The sequence below is a fragment of the Streptomyces sp. NPDC111516 genome (assembly GCF_055635345.1).
Genome location: NZ_JBVKBV010000017.1, coordinates 30,330 through 49,251, shown reverse-complemented (window position 1 = coordinate 49,251; position 18,922 = coordinate 30,330). Strand labels below are relative to the sequence as shown.

General features: G+C 71.2%; 17 protein-coding genes. 7 read left to right on the top strand and 10 right to left on the bottom strand.

The features are described 5' to 3' along the window. Positions 1-33 precede the first annotated feature (33 nt). The 10 genes from ACZ7L9_RS27065 to ACZ7L9_RS27020 form a co-directional block, all read right to left on the bottom strand. Positions 34-1,485, bottom strand: a complete 1,452-nt coding sequence (locus ACZ7L9_RS27065) for a SagB family peptide dehydrogenase (protein WP_471419066.1) — start codon at positions 1,483-1,485, stop codon at positions 34-36. A 31-nt stretch (positions 1,486-1,516) separates the two neighbouring features. Next, the gene (locus ACZ7L9_RS27060; protein ID WP_471419065.1) at positions 1,517-3,793 is read right to left on the bottom strand and encodes a TOMM precursor leader peptide-binding protein; all 2,277 of its coding nucleotides are present in this window, start codon (positions 3,791-3,793) and stop codon (positions 1,517-1,519) included. Positions 3,794-4,000: 207 nt separating this feature from the next. Further along, the gene (locus ACZ7L9_RS27055; protein WP_471419063.1) at positions 4,001-4,153 is read right to left on the bottom strand and encodes a hypothetical protein; all 153 of its coding nucleotides are present in this window, start codon (positions 4,151-4,153) and stop codon (positions 4,001-4,003) included. Positions 4,154-4,276: 123 nt separating this feature from the next. Further along, on the bottom strand, positions 4,277-5,551 hold the full coding sequence (locus tag ACZ7L9_RS27050) for a sulfate adenylyltransferase subunit 1 (protein WP_471419061.1): 1,275 nt from the start codon (positions 5,549-5,551) through the stop codon (positions 4,277-4,279). 2 nt (positions 5,552-5,553) lie between these two features. Continuing rightward, complete coding sequence (gene cysD, locus ACZ7L9_RS27045) at positions 5,554-6,495, bottom strand: sulfate adenylyltransferase subunit CysD (RefSeq protein WP_471419059.1); 942 nt, start codon at positions 6,493-6,495, stop codon at positions 5,554-5,556. After that, positions 6,492-7,094, bottom strand: a complete 603-nt coding sequence (cysC, locus tag ACZ7L9_RS27040) for an adenylyl-sulfate kinase (RefSeq protein WP_471419058.1) — start codon at positions 7,092-7,094, stop codon at positions 6,492-6,494. The genes cysD and cysC overlap by 4 nt, the downstream gene beginning before the upstream one ends. Next, complete coding sequence (locus tag ACZ7L9_RS27035; RefSeq protein ID WP_471419055.1) at positions 7,091-8,965, bottom strand: M20/M25/M40 family metallo-hydrolase; 1,875 nt, start codon at positions 8,963-8,965, stop codon at positions 7,091-7,093. The genes cysC and ACZ7L9_RS27035 overlap by 4 nt, the downstream gene beginning before the upstream one ends. 60 nt (positions 8,966-9,025) lie before the next feature. After that, positions 9,026-9,796, bottom strand: coding sequence for an SDR family NAD(P)-dependent oxidoreductase (locus ACZ7L9_RS27030; RefSeq protein WP_471419053.1), 771 nt, complete (start codon positions 9,794-9,796; stop codon positions 9,026-9,028). Next, a complete protein-coding gene (locus ACZ7L9_RS27025; protein ID WP_471419051.1) occupies positions 9,796-10,899 on the bottom strand; it encodes a sulfotransferase in 1,104 nt (367 codons plus the stop codon). Before ACZ7L9_RS27025 ends, ACZ7L9_RS27030 begins: the two co-directional genes overlap by 1 nt. Positions 10,900-10,931: 32 nt before the next feature. Continuing rightward, a complete protein-coding gene (locus ACZ7L9_RS27020; protein ID WP_471419049.1) occupies positions 10,932-11,822 on the bottom strand; it encodes a family 3 encapsulin nanocompartment shell protein in 891 nt (296 codons plus the stop codon). 272 nt (positions 11,823-12,094) lie between these two features. On the opposite strand from ACZ7L9_RS27020, the gene ACZ7L9_RS27015 reads away from it, so the two are divergent. The 7 genes from ACZ7L9_RS27015 (at position 12,095) to ACZ7L9_RS26985 (ending at position 18,892) form a co-directional block, all read left to right on the top strand. Beyond that, complete coding sequence (locus tag ACZ7L9_RS27015) at positions 12,095-13,006, top strand: LysR family transcriptional regulator (RefSeq protein ID WP_471419047.1); 912 nt, start codon at positions 12,095-12,097, stop codon at positions 13,004-13,006. A gap of 144 nt (positions 13,007-13,150) precedes the next feature. Continuing rightward, positions 13,151-13,333, top strand: a complete 183-nt coding sequence (locus ACZ7L9_RS27010; RefSeq protein ID WP_471419045.1) for a lysine biosynthesis protein LysW — start codon at positions 13,151-13,153, stop codon at positions 13,331-13,333. A 39-nt stretch (positions 13,334-13,372) separates the two neighbouring features. Continuing rightward, positions 13,373-14,236: a RimK family alpha-L-glutamate ligase gene (locus tag ACZ7L9_RS27005; RefSeq protein ID WP_471419043.1), complete on the top strand. Its 864-nt coding sequence runs from the start codon at positions 13,373-13,375 to the stop codon at positions 14,234-14,236. Next, positions 14,233-15,258, top strand: a complete 1,026-nt coding sequence (gene argC, locus ACZ7L9_RS27000; protein WP_471419041.1) for an N-acetyl-gamma-glutamyl-phosphate reductase — start codon at positions 14,233-14,235, stop codon at positions 15,256-15,258. Before ACZ7L9_RS27005 ends, argC begins: the two co-directional genes overlap by 4 nt. 54 nt (positions 15,259-15,312) lie before the next feature. Next, positions 15,313-16,212, top strand: a complete 900-nt coding sequence (locus ACZ7L9_RS26995) for a transketolase (RefSeq protein WP_471419039.1) — start codon at positions 15,313-15,315, stop codon at positions 16,210-16,212. Then, positions 16,209-17,225: a transketolase family protein gene (locus ACZ7L9_RS26990; RefSeq protein WP_471419037.1), complete on the top strand. Its 1,017-nt coding sequence runs from the start codon at positions 16,209-16,211 to the stop codon at positions 17,223-17,225. The genes ACZ7L9_RS26995 and ACZ7L9_RS26990 overlap by 4 nt, the downstream gene beginning before the upstream one ends. Next, positions 17,222-18,892 carry an AMP-binding protein gene (locus tag ACZ7L9_RS26985; RefSeq protein WP_471419035.1) on the top strand — a complete coding sequence of 557 codons (1,671 nt, stop codon included), beginning with the start codon at positions 17,222-17,224 and terminating at the stop codon, positions 18,890-18,892. The genes ACZ7L9_RS26990 and ACZ7L9_RS26985 overlap by 4 nt, the downstream gene beginning before the upstream one ends. The last annotated feature ends 30 nt before the right edge of the window (positions 18,893-18,922 follow it).

The following is an 18,922-nucleotide window of genomic DNA, read 5'->3' as shown; positions in this document are numbered from 1 at the left end:
CGACGAGCGCGCGCTCCGCAAGGCTCGCACCTGTCACATCATGGTCGTCCCTGCGTCAGGACCGGGGAGGGCTGAGACCACGAACTCGCCCACCCCCGGCTCGGCACGCCAGTCGAGGCCGAATGCGCGGGCAGCGGTCTCGGTGTCGCCGAAGGCCAGAGCACAAGGTCCGAGGCCCATGGCTGTGGCCACCAGGTACAGGGTCTGCTGCAGCGCCCCCACCTCCTTGAGCATCGCGCTGTAGGCGGTGCCTCGATAGGAGCCGGCCATTCGCTTGACGCGCGCCGTCATGCTGATCAACACCGACGGTTCCTGGCTCAGCCCGGCGTTCGCGGCGGCTTCGCCGAGCAGGCCGTCCACCAGCTCCGGCGCCGTGTCCAGCGAGAACAGCAGATGGTCGTGCGGGTCGTAGTGGTACACCCCGCGCCGGAGATCACCGCCGCCGGCGACGGTGAGGTGCAACTCCAGCGGATAGCACGAGCCGAGGCTCGGGTAGGGCCGGCCGCCGGTCGGGCGCACCGCGGCGGACCGGTGCAGCAGCTCCCCCAACTGATCGAGGGACAACGGCCCTCCGTCGTCCGGGCGCTCGGACCGTCGGGCCGCGAGGACCTCACTGAGGCTCGGCGCCCGCTCACCCGCCCCCTCACGGTCGGGTACCGGCAGTGCGATGGCCGTACCGCTGCCGACCGGGCCGACGCGCCCGCCCCCGACGTCGACGAACCTGCCGGCCTTCCCCACCGGTTCGTCGTGCGCCCCCGGTCGGCTGCGCTGGTGGACGAGCAGTTCCCGCGGCGACCAGTGCGCGAGGGCGGCGTCCTGGTCCTCGCCGAAGAGGAAGGCGACCGCGCTGTCGTCACGCGGAGTACCGGGCACCAGCATGCCGGCGGCCTCCAGATAGCCGACCGCGAGGGCCACCTCGGCAACCGGCAGCCCGAGCAGCCCGGACACTTCACGTACCGTCGTGGGCCGCGCGTAGCAGCTCACCAACCACCCTGCCTGCGGGGTGTGCAGAACCACGCGGTGGACGGCCAGCGGTGACTCCGCCACCCATCCCTCGGCCCCGGCCCGCAGGGTGACGTACCGGGACAACCGGTGCACGGCGTTCGCAGCGGGGCGGCCGGGCGTGAACCGGGCCCGCCGGGCAATGGGTACCACGGTCAGCTGGTGGGTTCCCTCCGCCCGGGCGAGCGTGCGCACCACCACGTGTTGCAGCCGATCGAGTACGTCATCCAGAGCGTCATGGTGGCTGCGGTCCTCGGCCGGTCCGGTGCCCTCGGTGAAGCCGGGCAGCACATTGTCGAGGGATACCGGGCCGTACGTCATGCGCTCGAGCGCCCGGCCGACCACGGGAGTGCCCGGGCCGAGGCGAATCTCTCCCCAGGGGGTGCTGACGACGCCGGCGCCCGGATCGCCCGGTACGGGCCGGAATCCGCAGTCCTCACGCAGCGACCACAGCGGCATGAGGGACGGGGTGGGGGGATTCATGAGCGAGACCTCGGGGGACGGCATGACGGTGTCACAGGAAGAGCGGGACCGGGTTGAGATCCTCGTATCGGATCGGGGTGGACCGGCGGCCCAGGCGGACCGGGACGTCGTAGAGGCGCCCCGGGGCGAAGCGGGCCCAGAAGGGGCGCAGGCCGGGCACCACCACCTTGACCACCGGAAGGCCTGTGTCGGCCCGGGTCTGGTCGAGCACCAGGAGTTCGCTGCCGAGGCCGCGGGCGAGTTGCTCGGCGGCCGCCACGTCGTCGGCCAGGTCGGTGCGCGGAGCATAAGGGAAGTCCCTGGGCGTGCGGCGCTCCACGGTCCGGCTGGGCAGCAGATACGGCTGGTTGTCGGTGGTAGCGGTCTGCCACCAGGACAGCACGGCGGCGTCGTCGCAGCTGTATCCGGTGTCGTCGGCCTTTGCCTGCGCGACCGGCGGCAGCATCTGGTTGAGCTCCGCCACGGCCCGGCGCAGGGCGATCCCTGGGTCGAAGTGTGCGCCGAAGCCGAGGGTGATGTCCTGGGCCCGCTTGTCGGTCCGCGCGGACAAGGCGGCGAAGACCGGGATGCCGAGGTCGCTGGTGAGGTCGAGGACCCACAGTCGCCGGCCGAGACCCTGATGTTCCTCGCGTACCCGCTGGACCCAGTGGTCGCCGAAGGCGTCGAGGTCCACGCCGGGCTGCTGGGTGCGGTTGTACCACCACAGGGCCACCGCGTCGCGTTCGACGAGTTCCAGGAAACCCTGGACGACGGCGTCCTCGCGGGAGCTGCCGGCCGCCGAGCCGTTGGACGTGGCGGCGAACGGGCCTTTGGCGCCCGGTGCGTTGTAGTAGAGCATCGCGGTGGGCACCAAGCGGTGCCGGTTGCCGGACAGGGACCACATCGGCGTCCAGTCGACCGGCAAGCCCTCGTCGAAGGGGTCGCAGACGCGGTGCGCCGATCCGTGCGTGGCGTTCCACCGGTCACGCTCGGCGTACTGGCGGGGGTGGAAGAGCTGGACGGTGTCCGGGTGCACGGCACGGTCGGCGATGTCCCGGTAGGCGGCCCGCACCGTGGGCTCGTCGCCCTGGAAGTAGCCGCTGTGCCGCTCGACGGCCTCGCAAAGTGCGCTCACCTTCGCCTGGGTTTCGGTGATGCCCTTGCCCGAGCTGTGGCTGCGCAGTCCGCTGCGCACCGCGGCGAGACCGGTGGGCGCGACCGCCGGGTTGTGGCCGGAATGGAAGCAGTTGAGGAAGTCGGGGCCGCGTCCGTCCCGGCGGATCTCCTTGACCACCCCGGTCAGATCGTCGACCAGATGTCCGTACCGTTCCAGCATCTGCTGCGGGGACAGCGACCGCTCGCCCGTTCCGGTGCCGGTCTTGGGGCGGCCGACGCAGACGAACGGTGATCTGACCTGGCGATCCATCAGATCGGGATCGCCGCAGGACGGGCATTGCGGGCGGCGCCGTACCGGATGATGACGGCTTGTCAGGTCCAGTGGGTTCAGGACCCACAGTGCGGACTGGCCGGGGTGCCGCTGCCCGGCCAGCCACTTCACGGCCTCCAGGCAGGCCAGGTGCAGGCCGGCCGCGCGGCCGGCCGCCAGAGCGGAGGGCGGAGTACGGACGGGCCGGCCGAGAGCCTGTCCCAGAAAGACCTCGGCGGGACGGTTGCGACGCAGCGGCTCGGCCAGGCAGTGCCAGCAGGGGCCGCTGTCCGGCGTGAACACGGGCCCGATCCACGGATGTTCGCCCATGAGCCGGACGAGCAGCCAGGGCGTACCCGTGGACCGGTACTCGGCGTCCAGGGCCTCCAGTCCGGCATCCAGGTAGCTGTCGCAGAGCACTACGGCGAGACCGGGAGGGTCGGTGTCCTGGCCCGCGCGGTACGGGCGGAGGCCGTCGGCGGCGAGCGCGGCGGCCATCTCGGCGACGGCCGCTCGAGCGTGTGCGCCGACCGAGGCGATCGCGACGGTGGTCCCCGCGGTACGGCGGGTGACGGCGGGCCCGTCCATGCCCGCCAGGTCCCAGAACGCCTCGTCGGCGGTGGCGGTGGCGTCCGGCGGCCGGTGGGTCAGCAGCCCGGAGTCGAGGAGTCTGCCGACGACGCGCCGTACCTGCCCCGGGGCCAGTCCGGCAGGCGCCTCGTCGGCCAGTTGATCCAGCGTCCGACTGCCGTCGAGGAGCGGGGCGAGCTCGGTGACACCGGCGCCCCGCAGCACGGTCACGCCACGTTCGGACACCAGGAACACCCCCTCTCCCGGCAGCACTTCGGCGGTCAGATGGTTCTTGAAGGCCAGCCGCGGTCCCGCACTCCGCTGGTTCGTCATCGCCTTGCCCCCGTTCCCCCTGTGATCGGATGTGGTCTCCTCTTAGAGGAGCTCACAAAATGGGAGTCCGATCAGCTCGCGGCGTCTGGTGCGTGCGATCGCAAGGCGCCGGAAGGTCCTCGTAGCGGAGCTACTAGGGCATTTCGGCAACGCAGCGAGCGTGCGTGCCAGGCGTCGCGAGCCGGGCGCCCATTTTGTGGTCTCCTCCTACTCGGCGAGCGCTGCGGCCTCCGTCCAGCAGATGCAGGTACCCGGCTGGAACGGCTCGGCGGCCGACGCGACGAGGTCCTCGATGACCAGGCCGTCCTCGGCAGAGGCGTCGGTGACGGGGCAGGCGGTGCTGGCGACGGTCAGGTTCATGTCGGCCCTTCCTCGGGAGGCGGTGTTCGATCGATGAGAGAAGTCTTCCGGGACGCGGGCCGGGCCGACAGTGCCGGCGTCACCGGTTCGACATGACGTTCTCATGATCGACCGGGGTGGTCGTCACACCTCTTCCGTGATGTCGGGGGTGTCGGCCATGCCCGCGGTGAGGGTGCTGCCGTCGTCCGGGTCGATGAGCAGGAACGAGCCGGTGCGGCGCAGTTCGGCGTAGCCGTCGAGGGCGATCGGTTCGGCCGTGCGCACCACGATCCGGCCGATGTCATTGGCGTGGAGCGTTCCTGGCCCCGGACGTTCGGTGAGATCGTGCAGGTCCAGCCGGGAGCCGATCTCCTCGACCAGTGCCCGGACGGTGCGCGTGGTGTGCCTCAGGAGTACCCGCTGACCGGGACGCAATGGCCGTTCGGTCAGATGACAGACGATGGCGTGCAGCCGCCGGGTGGTGCGGGGCGGGGCGGCGGCCGGGACCAACAGGTCACCGCGGGCGACGTCGATGTCGTCGGCCAGGCGTACCGTCACCGACTGCGGCGCCCATGCGGCCCGGGCCGCCCCCGCCGGGGTGTCGATGGCCTCGATGACACTGTTGCGGCCGGACGGCAGGACAGTGACCGGGTCGCCGACCCGCAGCAGTCCGGAGGCGAGCTGCCCCGCGTAGCCGCGGTAGTCGGGGTGCGCGTCGGTCTGCGGGCGGATGACGTACTGGACCGGGAGACGGGCCGGTTCGGTGCGCGGGTCGGTACCCGTGGGCGCCGTTTCCAGGTGTTCGAGCACCGTGGGTCCCGCGTACCAGTCCATCCGGTCCGAGGGACGTACGACATTGTCGCCGTCGAGCGCGGAGACCGGGACGGCGGTCACCTGGGAGACACCGAGGGCTGTGGCACACTCGGCGAACGCGGTGGCGATCTCCGCGAAGACCTGTTCCGAACAGCCCGCCAGATCCATCTTGTTGACGACGAGCGTCACCTGCGGGATGCGCAGCAGTGCCGCCACGGCGAGATGGCGGCGGGTCTGCTCCACGATCCCGTGTCGAGCGTCCACCAGGATCAGGGCGAGGTCGGCGGTGGAGGCGCCGGTGACCATGTTGCGGGTGTACTGCACATGACCGGGGGTGTCGGCGAGGATGAACCGGCGCCGGGCCGTGGCGAAGTAGCGGTAGGCGACATCGATGGTGATGCCCTGCTCCCGCTCGGCGCGCAGACCGTCGGTGAGCAGCGCCAGATCGGGCGCTTCCTGGCCGCGCAGCAGCGATGCCGCCTCGACGGCCGCCAGTTGGTCGGACAGGACCGACTTGGAGTCGTGCAGCAGTCGGCCGACCAGGGTGGACTTGCCGTCGTCCACCGAGCCGGCGGTGGCGAACCGTAGTGTTCCGGTGGTGTCCATGGCTAGAAGTAGCCCTCCCTCTTGCGGTCTTCCATGGCGGCCTCGGAGAGCTTGTCGTCGGCGCGGGTGGCGCCCCGCTCGGTGAGGTGGGAGGCGGCGATCTCCGCGATGACCGCCGCCACGGTGTCGGCCGTCGACTCCACGGCTCCGGTGCAGGACATGTCCCCGACGGTGCGGTAGCGGACGCGCTTGAGCCGGAGGCGTTCGTCACCGCGCGGTCCGCCCCAGTCGCCCGGCGCCAGCCACATGCCGCCCCGTACGAAGACCTCACGGTCGTGCGCGTAGTAGATCGCGGGCAGTTCGATGTGCTCGCGCTGGATGTACTGCCACACGTCGAGTTCGGTCCAGTTGGAGAGCGGGAAGACCCGGACGTGTTCACCGGGGGCGTGCCTGCCGTTGTAGAGGGACCACAGTTCGGGGCGCTGGCGGCGCGGGTCCCAGGCGCCGAATTCGTCGCGCAGCGAGAACACCCGCTCCTTGGCGCGGGCCTTCTCCTCGTCGCGCCGCCCGCCGCCGAACACCGCGTCGTACCGCTCGTTGGAGATGGCGTCGAGCAGCGGGACGGTCTGCAGGGGATTGCGGGTGCCGTCCGGGCGCTCGCGCAGCCGGCCGTCGTCGATGAAGTCCTGTACGCGGGCGACGTGCAGCCTCAGGTTGCGTTGTGCGACCACACGGTCCCGGTAGTCGATGACCTCCGGGAAGTTGTGCCCGGTGTCGACGTGCAGCAGCGAGAAGGGAACCGCGGCGGGGGCGAACGCCTTCAGCGCCAGGTGCAGCATGACGATCGAGTCCTTGCCCCCGGAGAACAGGAGCACCGGACGCTCGAACTCGCCCGCCACCTCACGAAAGATGTGGATGGCCTCCGACTCGACGGTGTCGAGGTGGGAGAGGGCATACGGGTCGGCCGGCGGCACGACGACCGGTGCGGTGGTGAGGGCGGTCATGCCAGCCCCCGCTCGGTGAGCAGGGCGAGCAGGGCGGCCACGGACCGGTCCACGGGCTCGGTGTGCGAATCGATCCTCAGGTCGGGGGCCAGGGGCTCCTCGTACGGGTCGTCCACGCCGGTCAGCCCGCTGATCCCACCCGCGGCACGACGGGCGTACAGGCCCTTGACATCGCGGGCGGCGCAGACCTCCACCGGGGCGGCGAGATGGACTTCGAGGAACGGGGCGCCGCTCTCGCGGTGCATGGCACGCACCAGTTCGCGGGAGTCGGCGTACGGGGCGATGACCGGCACCAGCGCCGTAACGCCGTTGCGGGCGAGGACCTGGGCGACGCGGCCGATGCGCTCCACATTGCGATGCCGGTCCTCGCGGGAGTAGCCAAGGTCTCCCGAGAGCGTACGGCGTAGTTCGTCGCCGTCGAGCACCTCGACCCGGCGGCCGCCGCGACGCAGTACGTCGGCGGCGGCCCGCGCGACGGTGGTCTTGCCGGAACTGGGCAGCCCGGTCAGCCACACGGTCGCTCCGGGATAGCAGGTGCAGTAGGGCGAGGCGGAAGGGGCGGTGAGGCCGGGATCCGGGGCGATCGTCTGCAAGGTCACATCATGCTCCATTCTCGGACGGCTGCGGTCAGCAGACGCCGGGCCTGCCGGAACTCGGCCGCGGGCAGGTGCTCGGCGGGGGTGTGGTCCAGGCTCGCGTCACCGGGGCCGTAGGCGACCATGGGGATGTCCTGCCAGGTGGTGGCAAGCGTGTTCATGTCGCTGCTGCCCTTCTTCATCAGGTAGCGCGGCTTCAACTCCTCGGCGTGAAAAGCACGTTGGAACGACCTGACGAGTTGGCTCGTGCGCGGTGTGGCGACCCCGGGGGTGGCGCGCAGTACCTCGATGCGGACCGGTTCGATCACCGCGGCCCGCAGCGTGTTCACGATCGTCTCGACGGCATGGCCCGGGGGCAGCCGCACATCGACCACGGCTTCCCCCTCCTGCACATCGCCCTGGTTGAGGGCGCGTACGCCCAGAGTCGCGGTGAGGGCGGCGGGCGCGGCTTCGGCGACCGCCGCGCGCACCGCGGTGAGTGCCTCGACCAGTCGGTCACCGGCCGTCCGTACGCCCTCGCCCGCGGTGTGCCGGACGCATTCACGGGTGTGCATGCGGACCTTGATCAGGCCGTAGTAGCCGAGGGTGAGTGCGGACGCGCCGCTGGGCTCGCCCACGATCACCGCGTCGGCCGGATAGGTGTCGCGGACATGGAAGGCGCCGGCGCCGGTGATCTCCTCCTCCACGGCGCCGACCACCCGCAGTTCGACGCCCTCGGGGGGTTCGTAGGCGACCAGGGTCTCCAGGAAGGTCACCAGGCTCGCTTTGGCGTCGACCGAGCCGCGGCCCGAGAGCACCTCGCCGTCCCAGCGGACCGGCCACCGGTAGGGCACCGTGTCCAGGTGGCCGAGCATCATCAGGCGCCGGTCTCCCGCGCCCTTGGTGACGACAAGGTTTCCGACGGCGTCGATCTCGCTCTTGAGCCCGTTGTCCGCGCACCATTCGGCGAGGAAGACGGCGAGCTCCCGTTCGTCCCGGGAGACCGAGGACAGGTGGACGGCGCGGGAGAGCAGGTTCAGGTCGGCGGCCGGTGCGGTGGCCCGCCAGAACCGGGTGGCGCCCGTCGCCGACACCGTGTGCGGGCCGGTGATCGCCGTGTCGCAGGTGCCGGTCATGGCGATCTCGGCGGCCCGCACCTTCTGCCGCATCCGGCCCCGCGCGTACTGGCCGCCTTCCCCCGGGGCGACGTGGCGCACGGTGCTGGTCGGGTCCGCGGGGTCTGCGAGCAGGCCGGCGGTTCCGGTCACCAGGCGCAGATGGTCGGCGTCCAGGGCGCGGGCCAAGGCGGCGGCGAGGACGTCGGCGTCGACGTTGAACGGCGTACCGCCCTCGGTGTCGGCGACCGGCGGGGAGAGACAGACCACGTCGAAGGCATCGAGCAGGGCGTTGATCCGGGGCGCGTCCACGGCGGCGACGGATCCGGCGCGGTGGTCTCGGACAATCCGGACGCGCCCGTTGTCGTCCCGCACTCTCAGCGGTCCGTTGGCCTTCGCCGTCACCAGGGACCCGGACCGGGCCACCGAGGTGAAGACCGACAGACCGCGCCGGGTGAGTTCCTTCTCCACCAGGGGAAGGGTCACTTCTTCGTACGCGGCGACGATGTGCCGCATCTCCTCGGGCGGGCAGTATCGGATCTCGTCACCGTTGCGGGAGACCAGGGTGCGGATCCCGCGTCCGGTGCGCCGGTAGTACTCGGCGATTCCGGCCGCTCCCCCGGCGACGACGAGCAGCCGCGCGCCGCCGCCGCGCAGGGCGAGCAGTTCGTCGAAGACACGGTTGTGGTTCAGGGTGGCGCTGCCCAGCTTGACCACGTGGAGTGCCGGCCGGCGCGCGCCGGCGACTTCTCCCAGGGCCGGGGCCGTTCCCGGGGTCATGCGCGTACTCCTTCGGCTGTCGGTGCGGACGGACGTGCGTGCAGCGCGGGTGACGGGGTGTCAGCCGATGCCGCGGGTATTGCCGCCGTCCGCCACCAGCACGCTGCCGGTGACGAAAGCGGCCTGTTCACTGGCGAGAAAGGCGACCAGGGCTCCCAGGTCCTCGGCCCGGCCGATCCGGCCGAGCGGCAGAGCGGCCGCGACTTCGGCGAGCCGCTCCTCGATCCGATCGCCGTACTGGACGTCGAGGATCGGGGTGCGGTGGAAACCGGGTGCCAGCACATTGACCGTCACCCCGGACGGGCCGAAGGCGTCGACGAGCCCCTTGGCGAATCCCAGGACACCGAGCCTGGCCACCGAGGACAGTCCACTGCCCGGGTGGGGCTGGCGCACCGACTCGGAGGTGATCATGACGATCCGGCCCCAGCCGGCCCGTCGCAGATGGGGCGCGGCCGCCAACGACAGGGAGACATGCGGCAGCAGGTTGTCGTTCACCGCCTCGCGGTACTGGGCGACTTCGAAGTCCTGTACGGGTCCGAAGGGCACACCTCCGGAGTTGGTGACCACGACGTGCAGGGCTCCGAACGTCTCGGCGGTGTGCCGTACCCATGCGGCGGCGATGTCCTCGTCGCGCAGGTCCACGACCTGGCTCAGCACGCGGCCCGGGCCGCAGGCGTCCACCTCCTTGTGGGCCGCGGCAAGCCGCACGGGGTCGCGGCCGCAGATCGACACATCGGCGCCCTCCGCGGCAAGCACCCGGGCCACCGCGAGTCCGATGCCGCTGCTGGAGGCCGCCACGAGCGCGGCCCGACCGGCCAGTCCCAGATTCATCAGTGCTCACCCGGCCACAAATGGGAGACCGGCCGCTCGTAGCGGCTGTCGGGGCGGGCCGTGCTCCCTGACCGGCCGCTCGGTGACAGCCCGTCGGCGCGACGGGGCTCCGCGGCGCGGTCCGCGTGGGTGTACGGCGCATCGGCCGGGCCTGCGGTGGCGTCCGGGCCGCCGCCGGCCGGGCGGGCGGGCGCCATCGGGTAGCCGTACCGACCGAGAAGCGGCAGCGCCGGTACGGTGGCCGCCGCGATATCGGCGGCGGACAGTGCGGTGCGCCAGCGGTCGTCGGGGCGGATCCGCGTCACACCGCGCCGCAGCCGGTCCGGGTTGCCGGTGACAGTGTGGTTGACGCCGAGCCGGATACGGCCGGCCTCGTCGACCGGCACCTCGTCGTCCAGTCCGGCGAAGCGCAGCACCTCGGCCAGCGTCTGCCGGGGCCGGGCGGACAGGTCCTCGTGCCGGATCCGCAAGTAGCGGTCGCGCGCCGTGCCCACGAGTTCGGAGGCGAGATTGAAGGCCGTCCAGTAACCGCTGGAGCGGGCCGGGGACATCGGGTCGATGTATTCCTTCGCGCTGCGGTAGGACAGGGCGGTGGCCCGGGGGTCGCGCACGATGTGCAGCACCCGGACGTCGAGGTCGCCCCGGCCCAGCAGAGCCGCGCCTTCCGCCGGGCATTTGGAGCCGTCCACCACCAGGCGGTCACCGCCGCTCGCGGCCAACTTCCGGTATATGGAGGCGGATTGGTCGAGCAGCTCGGTGACGCCGGCGGCGGGCCGGGCGCCGCGCGCCTCGACGAGTCTGGCCCGGGTGTGCCGGGTGCGCATCAACTTCCGCTGGAGGGCCAGCATCCGGCGTGCCGTCGCCTCGGCGCCTCGGGCGGGAAGGTCCGCGAGCGCCTCGGACCACAGCGGGCACGCCGTCAGCGGCCGTCCACAGCCGCAGGTCGAGTTGGTCCCGGCGCCGAGGACGCCGTTCTTCCACAGGAAGTGCAGCTCACCGATGTGCCGTACGCCGGGCAGCTCGTTGAGGACGTTGCCGAGCAGCGTGCTGCCGCTGCGCATCCATCCGGTGATGTAGAGGACACGGGCGGGAGGGTCGGACATGGCTTGGGTTCCCTTCGTCGGCTGTCGCGGGGTCAGTCGCGGGTCAGAAGCAGGAAGTGCTGGGGCAGATGGACGGCGAGACCAATGCGACTGGTCGCCTCGACGACATCGGACCCGTCCGGCCCCCGGCCCCGTAGCAGGGCCAGCGAGGCGACCCGCGGCACCAGCAGGGTGACCGCGGCCCGGAAGTCGCCGAGCAGGACCTGGCCGCGCGGGATCATGCGCGTGCGGGAGACGGTGATGCCCGCCTCCCCGAGCCTGCCGAGCACTCCGGCACGGACCAACTCCCAGTAGGTGAAGGGGTGGACGACGATGCCGTCGCAGGAGCCGCCGGTCTCCTCCACCTCGGCGGCCGCCTCGGTGATGGACGCGTACACGTCGTGGCCCAGGCTGCCCCGGCGGATCCCTGGAAGGTCGAGCAGGCCGCTGATGGCCTTGTCGTCGCTGCCGTGCAGGAGGGTCTGGTTCTCCACGACCGACAGCCGGACCAGGACCCGGTAGTCGATGAACGAGGCGAGCAGCGCGGGCTCGTCGAGAAGCCCGGCGGGCAGTGGCACCCGTACCTTCAGGTCGGTGAGCTCGGCGTGCTCCACGCGGGCGGTGAAGGACTCTTCCGGGGTGGTCCGGTACGAGGTACCGGAGGCGGCAAGGTGCGCGGCCGGCTCATGCACGAAGGGCACCGGGGCGTCGGCAACCGACGCCGTCTTCAGCAGGTGACGGACGGCATAACGGGGGCGGGTGGCGAACAGCGGGAAAACGGCCGGGAGATGGGCGCGGAACGGCACGACACGATCCTCTTCGGCCGCGGCACCGCGCACGGACCAGGCGAATTCCTCACCGGGGCTCCGCTCGGCGAGGTCCGGGTCGGCGAGCTGTATCCGGACTCCCTGCTGTACTGCTGAAGAGGCGGCTGCTGCCAGCATTTTTTTTCTCCCTGAGTAGCTCTGGAACGGCCTCGGGTCGGGATTGACATTAGGCCGCCTTCAGAAATTTGAGGGATGAATCCAGCACCCGTTTTTTATGATCTGGATAAGTCGCGGTGATTCATGTTCAGGAAATCTGCACGCACCGGACATGAAGATCTCATACGCATCCCGTGAGCGGCGCCGTGGCAACGCCGAACCGGCTCGCTCTAAGCTGCCCACGGCTCCAAAGAATGCCGATCGGAAGACGGGGTGGGAGAATGCGACATGACTTGCAGATAAATCGTCTGAGGGCGCTGGTGGCCGTGGTCGAGCACGGCGGATTCCGGCGGGCCGCAGAGGCGCTGCACATCACCCAGCCCGCGGTCAGTCAGCAGATCCGCCAGTTGAGCGGCCTCATCAAGAGGCCGGTCTTCGCCTCCACGGGGCGGGAGATGCAGCTCAGCCCACAGGGTGAGGAGCTGCTCGAATACGCCCGCCGCATGGTGGCGCTCAACGACGAGGCGGTCGCCCGTTTCGTGCCCGAGGCCGGCCAGGTGCTCCTCTCGGTCGGCGTGACCAGCCAGCTCGCCGAGGTCCTTCCCGAGTTCCTGCGCCGGGTCAACCGAGGGCTGCCCCACGTGCAGCTCCGGGTCCGGACGGGGACGAGCGAGGCACTGGCCGAGCAGCTCGGCACGGGTCAGCTCGATGCGGCCCTGCTGCTCCACGCCGGCCCGCCGGTCGCGGGCACGAACACCCTCGAACTCGGCAGGATGCGCGTGGCCTGGTTCGGCCGTCCTGCCACCGGCGAACGGGATGCCCTGCCGCTGGCACTGTTTCCCGCGCCGTGCACCTTGCGCGGACTGGTCGGCGAGGTCCTCGACGATGCGGGCATCCCCTGGCGGATCGCGTACGAAGGGCCCGAGCTGATCGGCCTGCGCTCGGCTGCCAAGGCGGGCCTCGGTATGGCCTGCCTGGTCGCCAACGGTGACGAGTTGTGGGGGCTGGCCCCGACCGCGCATCCGGGGCTTCCGCAACCGCCGGCCCCGCTGCCGGTGACGCTCGCACTGGCCCCCGGCGCCGTCCCGCAGGGCTTCGCCCGGATCGCGGAGAAGGCGTTCCGGCAGGCCCTGCAGGGATATCCGCTCGACCCCGCGGACCCCGGCCGCCCCATGACGGCCTCCCTGAGTACATCGGCGGCCTGATCCCGAGCGCCCCTGTACTCCCTCGTGCATAAGCAGCCGCGTTCACTCCCATTCGAGCCGCTCATGAAACCCGGCCGAACGGAAGAAATTCCGGGGATAAAGTAAATCTCGTTTCATCTGTTTCAACCGATTGAGGGGAATGTCATGTCTCAGACCCTGATGGCCACCGAATGCCTCGAATGCGATGCCGAAGTCGCCTGGGAGAGCGATACCCGGATAGGCGAAATACTCGAGTGCCGCGAATGCCGAACGGAGCTGGAAGTCGAATCCATCGAGCCGCCCCGGCTCGTGCTCGCGCCCGAGGTCGAGGAGGACTGGGGCGAATAGGCAGAGCCGACTCCGACACGAGGGAAGGAGAACAAGGCGATGATTTCCGCGGCACTGCGGCTCGGTGTGCTCGCCTCACGAGTCCGCTTCGAGGAGAAACTCATCCTGGCAGCGCTGGAGAGGCGTGGCGCCGCATGCGAACAGATCGACCCCCGCGCGCTGTCGGTCCGGGCGGGCGCGCCCTGGACCGGCCCGCCGACCGTCCTCAACCGGGAGGTCGGCCACTACCGGGCGCTGTATGCGGCCGGCGCCCTGGAGTCGACGGGCACGAAGGTACTCAACACCGCTGCAGCCACGGCGGTGTGCGGTGACAAGTGGCAGACCTCGGCGGCGCTGATCGCCCGCGGCCTGCCGACACCCGAGACCGCCCTCGCGCTGACCCCGGAAGCGGCGCTCGAGACCCTCGAGCAGTTCGGCTACCCCGCCGTGATCAAGCCCCTGGTCGGATCCTGGGGGCGTCTGGTGACCCGGGTCAGCGACCGGGCGATGGCCGCGGCCGTCCTGGAGCACCTGGCCGCACTGCCCTCTCCGCAGTCGCACATCGTCTACCTGCAGCGCGAAGTCGCCAAGGCCGACCGGGACATCCGGGTCCTCGTGGTGGGCGGCCGGGCCATCGCAGCGACGTACCGCAGAAGCGATCAGTGGCGCACGAACGTCGCCCGCGGGGCAGTCAGCGAGCCCTGCCCGCTCGACGCCGGTCTGACCGATCTCGCCGTGGCCGCGGCGGACACCGTCGGCGCACACATCGGAGGGGTGGACCTGCTCCAGGACCCCGACGGCCGGCTCACGGTGCTCGAGGTCAACGACCGGGTGGAGTTCCGGGGGCTGCAACAGAGCCATGGGACGGACATCGACGTGGCGGACGCCATCGCCACCCTGCTCATCGAGGAGGCACAGGCGTGATCCGGGCAGCCGTCGTGGGCGCGGCCGGCTACATCGGCGGCGAACTTCTCCGCCTGCTGGTCAACCACCCACAGGTAGAACTCGCAGGCGCCGTGTCCCGTACCCTGCGCGGGCGCCCCGTCGACAGTGTCCATCCCAACTTGCGCGGGCGCACCCGGCTGACGTTCGCCTCCTACGACCAGATCGGCCACCCCGACGTGCTGTTCCTGGCCACCCCGCACCGGGAGACCATGCAACGCATGCCGGAGTACCTCGCCACCGCGAGGGTGGTCATCGATCTTTCCGGGGACTTCCGGCTGCGGGACACCGACGTCTACGAGGACTACTACGGCACCCAGCACGAGGCGCCCGGCCTGCTCGACACCTTCACCCCGGGGATCCCCGAGTTCCACCGGGAGCGGCTGCGCACCGCCGACCGAATCTCCGTGCCCGGCTGCATGGCCACGGCCGGCATCCTCTCGCTGGCCCCGCTCACCAGCGCCGGGCTGGTCCAGGGCGACATCACAGTGGACGCCCGTACCGGGTCCAGCGGCTCCGGAGCCAAGGCCGGATCGGAGAACCTGCACGCCGAACGCAGCGGGGCGCTCCGGGTGTTCGCGCCCACCAGGCACCGACACGAAGCCGAGATCGCGCAGGTGACCGGGCACACCGTACGGATGACGGCGACCGGAATCGAGGCGGTGCGCGGTGTGCAGCTGCTGTGCCGGGCGGCGCTGGCCGACGGAGTGGACGAGCGCGCCATCCGTGCCACCTACCGGTCCCGGTACGCCGACGAACCCTTCGTCCGGGTCGTCGCCGCCCGGCGCGGGATGCACCGGTTCCCGGACGCCAAGATCCTGTCCGGCTCCAACTTCTGCGACGTCGGCTTCGCCCTGGACCGCGGCGCCTCCACCGTCACCGTGATCGCGGCGCTGGACAACCTCGTCAAGGGCGGCGCGGGCAATGCCGTGCAGTGCATGAACGTGCGCTTCGGCGAACCGGAGGAGCGCGGCCTCGAGTTCACCGGGCTGCACCCCAACTGACCTGCCGCCACCGTTGTACGCCCATCCCGCAGCAACGCACCGAAAGGACCAGGCATGAGCAGCCCTCCCCTGCTGCGCGGCACCCCGCCGCCGGCCACAACGGCCGTCGACCACCCCGTCGTCGGCCCGCACAGGGGTGACGATCTGCCCGAGATCACCACCCGGATCAGGGAGCACATCGTGACGATGTGCGCGTCTCCCGAGGGCGGTCACCTGGGCGGTTCGATGTCCCTGGTGGAGATCCTGGCCGTGCTCTACTTCCGGGTGCTGCGCCATGACCCCGGCTTTCCGGGCCTGCCCGAGCGCGATGTGCTGCTGCTCAGCAAGGGGCACGGCGGCATCGGCCTGTTCGCGACGCTCTGCGAGGCCGGCTACTTCCCGGCCGAGGAGCTCGCCTCGTACGCCAGGCCGGGCAGCCACTTCACGGCCCACCCGCATCCCGGGATCCCCGGCGTGGAGATGCCCTCCGGATCCCTCGGGCACGGGCTGGCCGTCGGCGTCGGTCACGCCCTGGCGCACCGGCTCGAACGGTCGGACCGTCGCTGCTTCGTCGTGCTGGGGGATGGCGAGCTCCAGGAGGGGTCGGTGTGGGAGGCCGCCTCGGTCGCCTCCGCACAGCGGCTCGGCGCGCTCACCGCGATCGTGGACCGCAACGGCCTGCAGATCAGCGGCCCGACCGAGTCGGTCGGCGCCCTCGAACCTCTGGCCGACCGCTGGCGTGCCTTCGGCTGGCGGGTCCTCGAGGCCGACGGCCACGACACCGAGGCGCTCACCGCCGCGCTCTCCCTGGCACCCGATCCACACCGGCCCACCGTCCTGATCGCGCACACCGTCAAGGGCAAGGGACTCGCCCGGATCGAGGGCCAGGCCCGCAGCCACTATGCCCGGCTCGGCCGACGACAGCAGCTGCAGCTCCTCAAGGCTCTGCGCGCCGACGCGGAGGCCCGCCGATGACCACGACCACCGCCCCCGCCCCGGCCGGTTCCCGTTCCGTCGCGCAGCGGCCCGCACCCCCCGTGCCCGACCGCTCCGCCCGCGAGGTCTACCGCGACACCGTCGTCGAACTCCTGCCCCGTGAGGACCGGTTGGTTGTCCTGGACAGCGACACCGGCCTGTTCGGCGGCGTCGACTTCGGCGCCGGTGCGGAGCGCTATCTCAACCTCGGTATCGCCGAGCACACGCTGATGGGTGCGGCCGCGGGGCTCGCCCGCGAGGGCCGCATCCCGCTGGTCAACACCATGGCGGCGTTCGCCTCGTCCCGAGCCCTGGAGGCCGTGAAGCTCGACATCGCCCTGGGCAATCTGCCGGTACTGATCGCGGCCACCCACTCCGGCGTGTCGGCCGGTCATCTCGGCCCCACGCATCACGCCCTGGAGGACCTGGCGTCGATCCGGGTGCTGCCCCACATGACCGTAGTGGTGCCCGGCGACCCCGCCCAGACCGCCCAGCTGCTGCGCCAGGCACTCGCGTCGGGCGGACCGGTCTACTTCCGCCTCGGCCGGGGCGCCACCCCGGCCCTGCCGGCCGACGCCGAACCGCCACGGCTCGGCAAGGCCCAGATCCTGCGCCGCGGTACGGACCTCACTGTGGCCGCCTGCGGGCCCTACCCGGTCCTGGCGGCCCTGGAAGCGGCGCAACTCCTCGCAGCGGACGGCATTTCGGCGAACGTCCTGCACCTGCACACCGTCAAGCCGCTCGACACCCCGGCGCTGCTCGATGCCCTGGGTGACCAGCGGACCGTGATCACGGTGGAGGAGCACTGGGCGGCCGGCGGATTCGGCTCCGCGGTCGCCGAGGAGCTCAGCGCGCTGCGCCCGGTCCAGGTCCACCGGGTCGCGATGCCGGACGCCTTCGTCCCGGTCGCCGGAAGCCAGCGCCTGCTCCTCGAACAGGGCGGTGTCAGCGCCCGGTCCATCGCCGACCGTGCCCGCCGGGCGCTCGGCATTCCCCAGGGAGGCACCCGATGACCACGACGACACAACACGAGCCGGGCGCGCTTCAACTGCCCGAGTCCAACTGGCGCGCGGCCGGATGGTGGCGTGACGAGACGATCCTGCACGACCTGCGCCGCTGGGCCGCGCTCCGGCCGGACAAGCCCGCTCTGGTCTGCTACTCCGGCACCGAGGCCGAGACCGTGAACTATGCCGAGCTCGCCCGCCGGGTCGACCGACTCGCGGTCGCACTGCTCCGCCTCGGCGTGCGTCGTGGCGACGTGGTGACACTGCAACTGCCCAACTCCTGGCAGCTGGTGGCACTCTGCCTGGCGGCAGCGCGGATCGGTGCGGTCGCCGGTCCCGTGGTGCCGACCATGCGCCGCCGCGAGGTGGAGTTCATGACCCGGCTCACCGCCAGCCCGGTCTACATCGCGGCCGCAGAGATACGTGACTTCTCCTATGCCCGGATGAGCGCCGAGGTCGCCGCTGCCGTGCCCACCCTGCGCCATCGGGTCCTTCTCGGCGGGGACGGCCAACAGGACAGCGACGCATGGGACTTCACACGCGACCTCTACGCTCCCGAACCCGACCCGGACCTGCTCGCCTCCCTCGACGGTCTCGAGGCCGGGCCCGACGACGCCGCTCAGATCATGTTCACCTCCGGCACCACCGGGGAACCCAAGGGCGTCGTACACAGCCACAACACCCTGTACGCGATGAACAAGGCCCAGGCCGACGTCCTCGGCCTCACCAACGACGAGATCACCGCGATGGGCTCACCCACCACCCATCAGGCCGGTTTCACCTGGAACTTCGTGATGCCGCTGCTGCTCGGCGCCACCGCGGTGCAGGTGGACCGGTGGGACGCGGAGCGGATGCTGCGCATCCTCCAGGAGCAGCGGGTGACGTTCTTCATGGGTGCGCCCACCTTCCTCTCCGACCTGATCGACGCCCAGCGCCGCAAGCCCCATGACCTGTCCGCGCTGGGCAGCTTCGCCACCGGCAGCGCACCGATAGCGCCGCTGCTCGTGGAGGACGCCGATGCGGTGCTCGGCTGCCGGGTGTACGCACTGTGGGGCATGACGGAGAACGGCTGTGTGACCGTCACCCGGCCCGGACAGCCGGCGCTGCGGGCCGCCGAGAGCGACGGCACCGTGGTCCCGGGCATGGAGATCCGCATCACCGGCCGGGACGGCGGCAGGGTGCTGCGGCCCGGAGAAAGCGGACGGCTCCAGGTGCGCGGCGCCGGACAGTGCCTGGGTTACTTCCGGCGGCAGGAGACCTACGCCGCGTCGGTCACCGCCGACGGCTGGTTCGACACCGGTGACCTGGCCCGGGACGACGGCCACGGCGGTATCCGCATCGCCGGACGGATCAAGGACATGATCGTGCGCGGCGCCGAGAACATTCCGGTCGTCGAGGTCGAGGGCGCACTCCTGCGCCACCCCGCGATCAAGGACGTCGCAGTGGTCGGATACCCGGACGAGCGGCTCGGCGAGCGCGCCTGCGCCTTCCTGGTCACCACCGGTCCGGCCCCGGGGCTGCCCGAACTGCGGGACCACTTGGCCGCGCTCGGTATGACCAGGACGTACTGGCCGGAGCGGGTGGAAAAGCTGCCGGAACTACCCCGCACCCCCTCCGGAAAGATCCAGAAATTCGCGCTGCGCGACCTGCTGCACGCACAGAGCTCCTCGGCCTGACGCCCGGAACCCAAGAGAAGGAAGCACGGC

Excerpts from the sequence above, each read along its gene's own strand:
- ACZ7L9_RS27060 (WP_471419065.1), bottom strand. The coding sequence starts at position 3,793 with ATGACGAACCAGCGGAGTGCGGGACCGCGGCTGGCCTTCAAGAACCAT.
- ACZ7L9_RS27025 (WP_471419051.1), bottom strand. The coding sequence starts at position 10,899 with ATGTCCGACCCTCCCGCCCGTGTCCTCTACATCACCGGATGGATGCGC.
- ACZ7L9_RS26995 (WP_471419039.1), top strand. The coding sequence starts at position 15,313 with ATGAGCAGCCCTCCCCTGCTGCGCGGCACCCCGCCGCCGGCCACAACG.
- ACZ7L9_RS27005 (WP_471419043.1), top strand. The coding sequence starts at position 13,373 with ATGATTTCCGCGGCACTGCGGCTCGGTGTGCTCGCCTCACGAGTCCGC.
- ACZ7L9_RS26985 (WP_471419035.1), top strand. The coding sequence starts at position 17,222 with ATGACCACGACGACACAACACGAGCCGGGCGCGCTTCAACTGCCCGAG.
- ACZ7L9_RS27010 (WP_471419045.1), top strand. The coding sequence starts at position 13,151 with ATGTCTCAGACCCTGATGGCCACCGAATGCCTCGAATGCGATGCCGAA.
- ACZ7L9_RS27065 (WP_471419066.1), bottom strand. The coding sequence starts at position 1,485 with ATGAATCCCCCCACCCCGTCCCTCATGCCGCTGTGGTCGCTGCGTGAG.
- ACZ7L9_RS27055 (WP_471419063.1), bottom strand. The coding sequence starts at position 4,153 with ATGAACCTGACCGTCGCCAGCACCGCCTGCCCCGTCACCGACGCCTCT.
- ACZ7L9_RS26990 (WP_471419037.1), top strand. The coding sequence starts at position 16,209 with ATGACCACGACCACCGCCCCCGCCCCGGCCGGTTCCCGTTCCGTCGCG.
- ACZ7L9_RS27020 (WP_471419049.1), bottom strand. The coding sequence starts at position 11,822 with ATGCTGGCAGCAGCCGCCTCTTCAGCAGTACAGCAGGGAGTCCGGATA.
- ACZ7L9_RS27050 (WP_471419061.1), bottom strand. The coding sequence starts at position 5,551 with ATGGACACCACCGGAACACTACGGTTCGCCACCGCCGGCTCGGTGGAC.
- ACZ7L9_RS27035 (WP_471419055.1), bottom strand. The coding sequence starts at position 8,965 with ATGACCCCGGGAACGGCCCCGGCCCTGGGAGAAGTCGCCGGCGCGCGC.
- cysD (WP_471419059.1), bottom strand. The coding sequence starts at position 6,495 with ATGACCGCCCTCACCACCGCACCGGTCGTCGTGCCGCCGGCCGACCCG.
- ACZ7L9_RS27030 (WP_471419053.1), bottom strand. The coding sequence starts at position 9,796 with ATGAATCTGGGACTGGCCGGTCGGGCCGCGCTCGTGGCGGCCTCCAGC.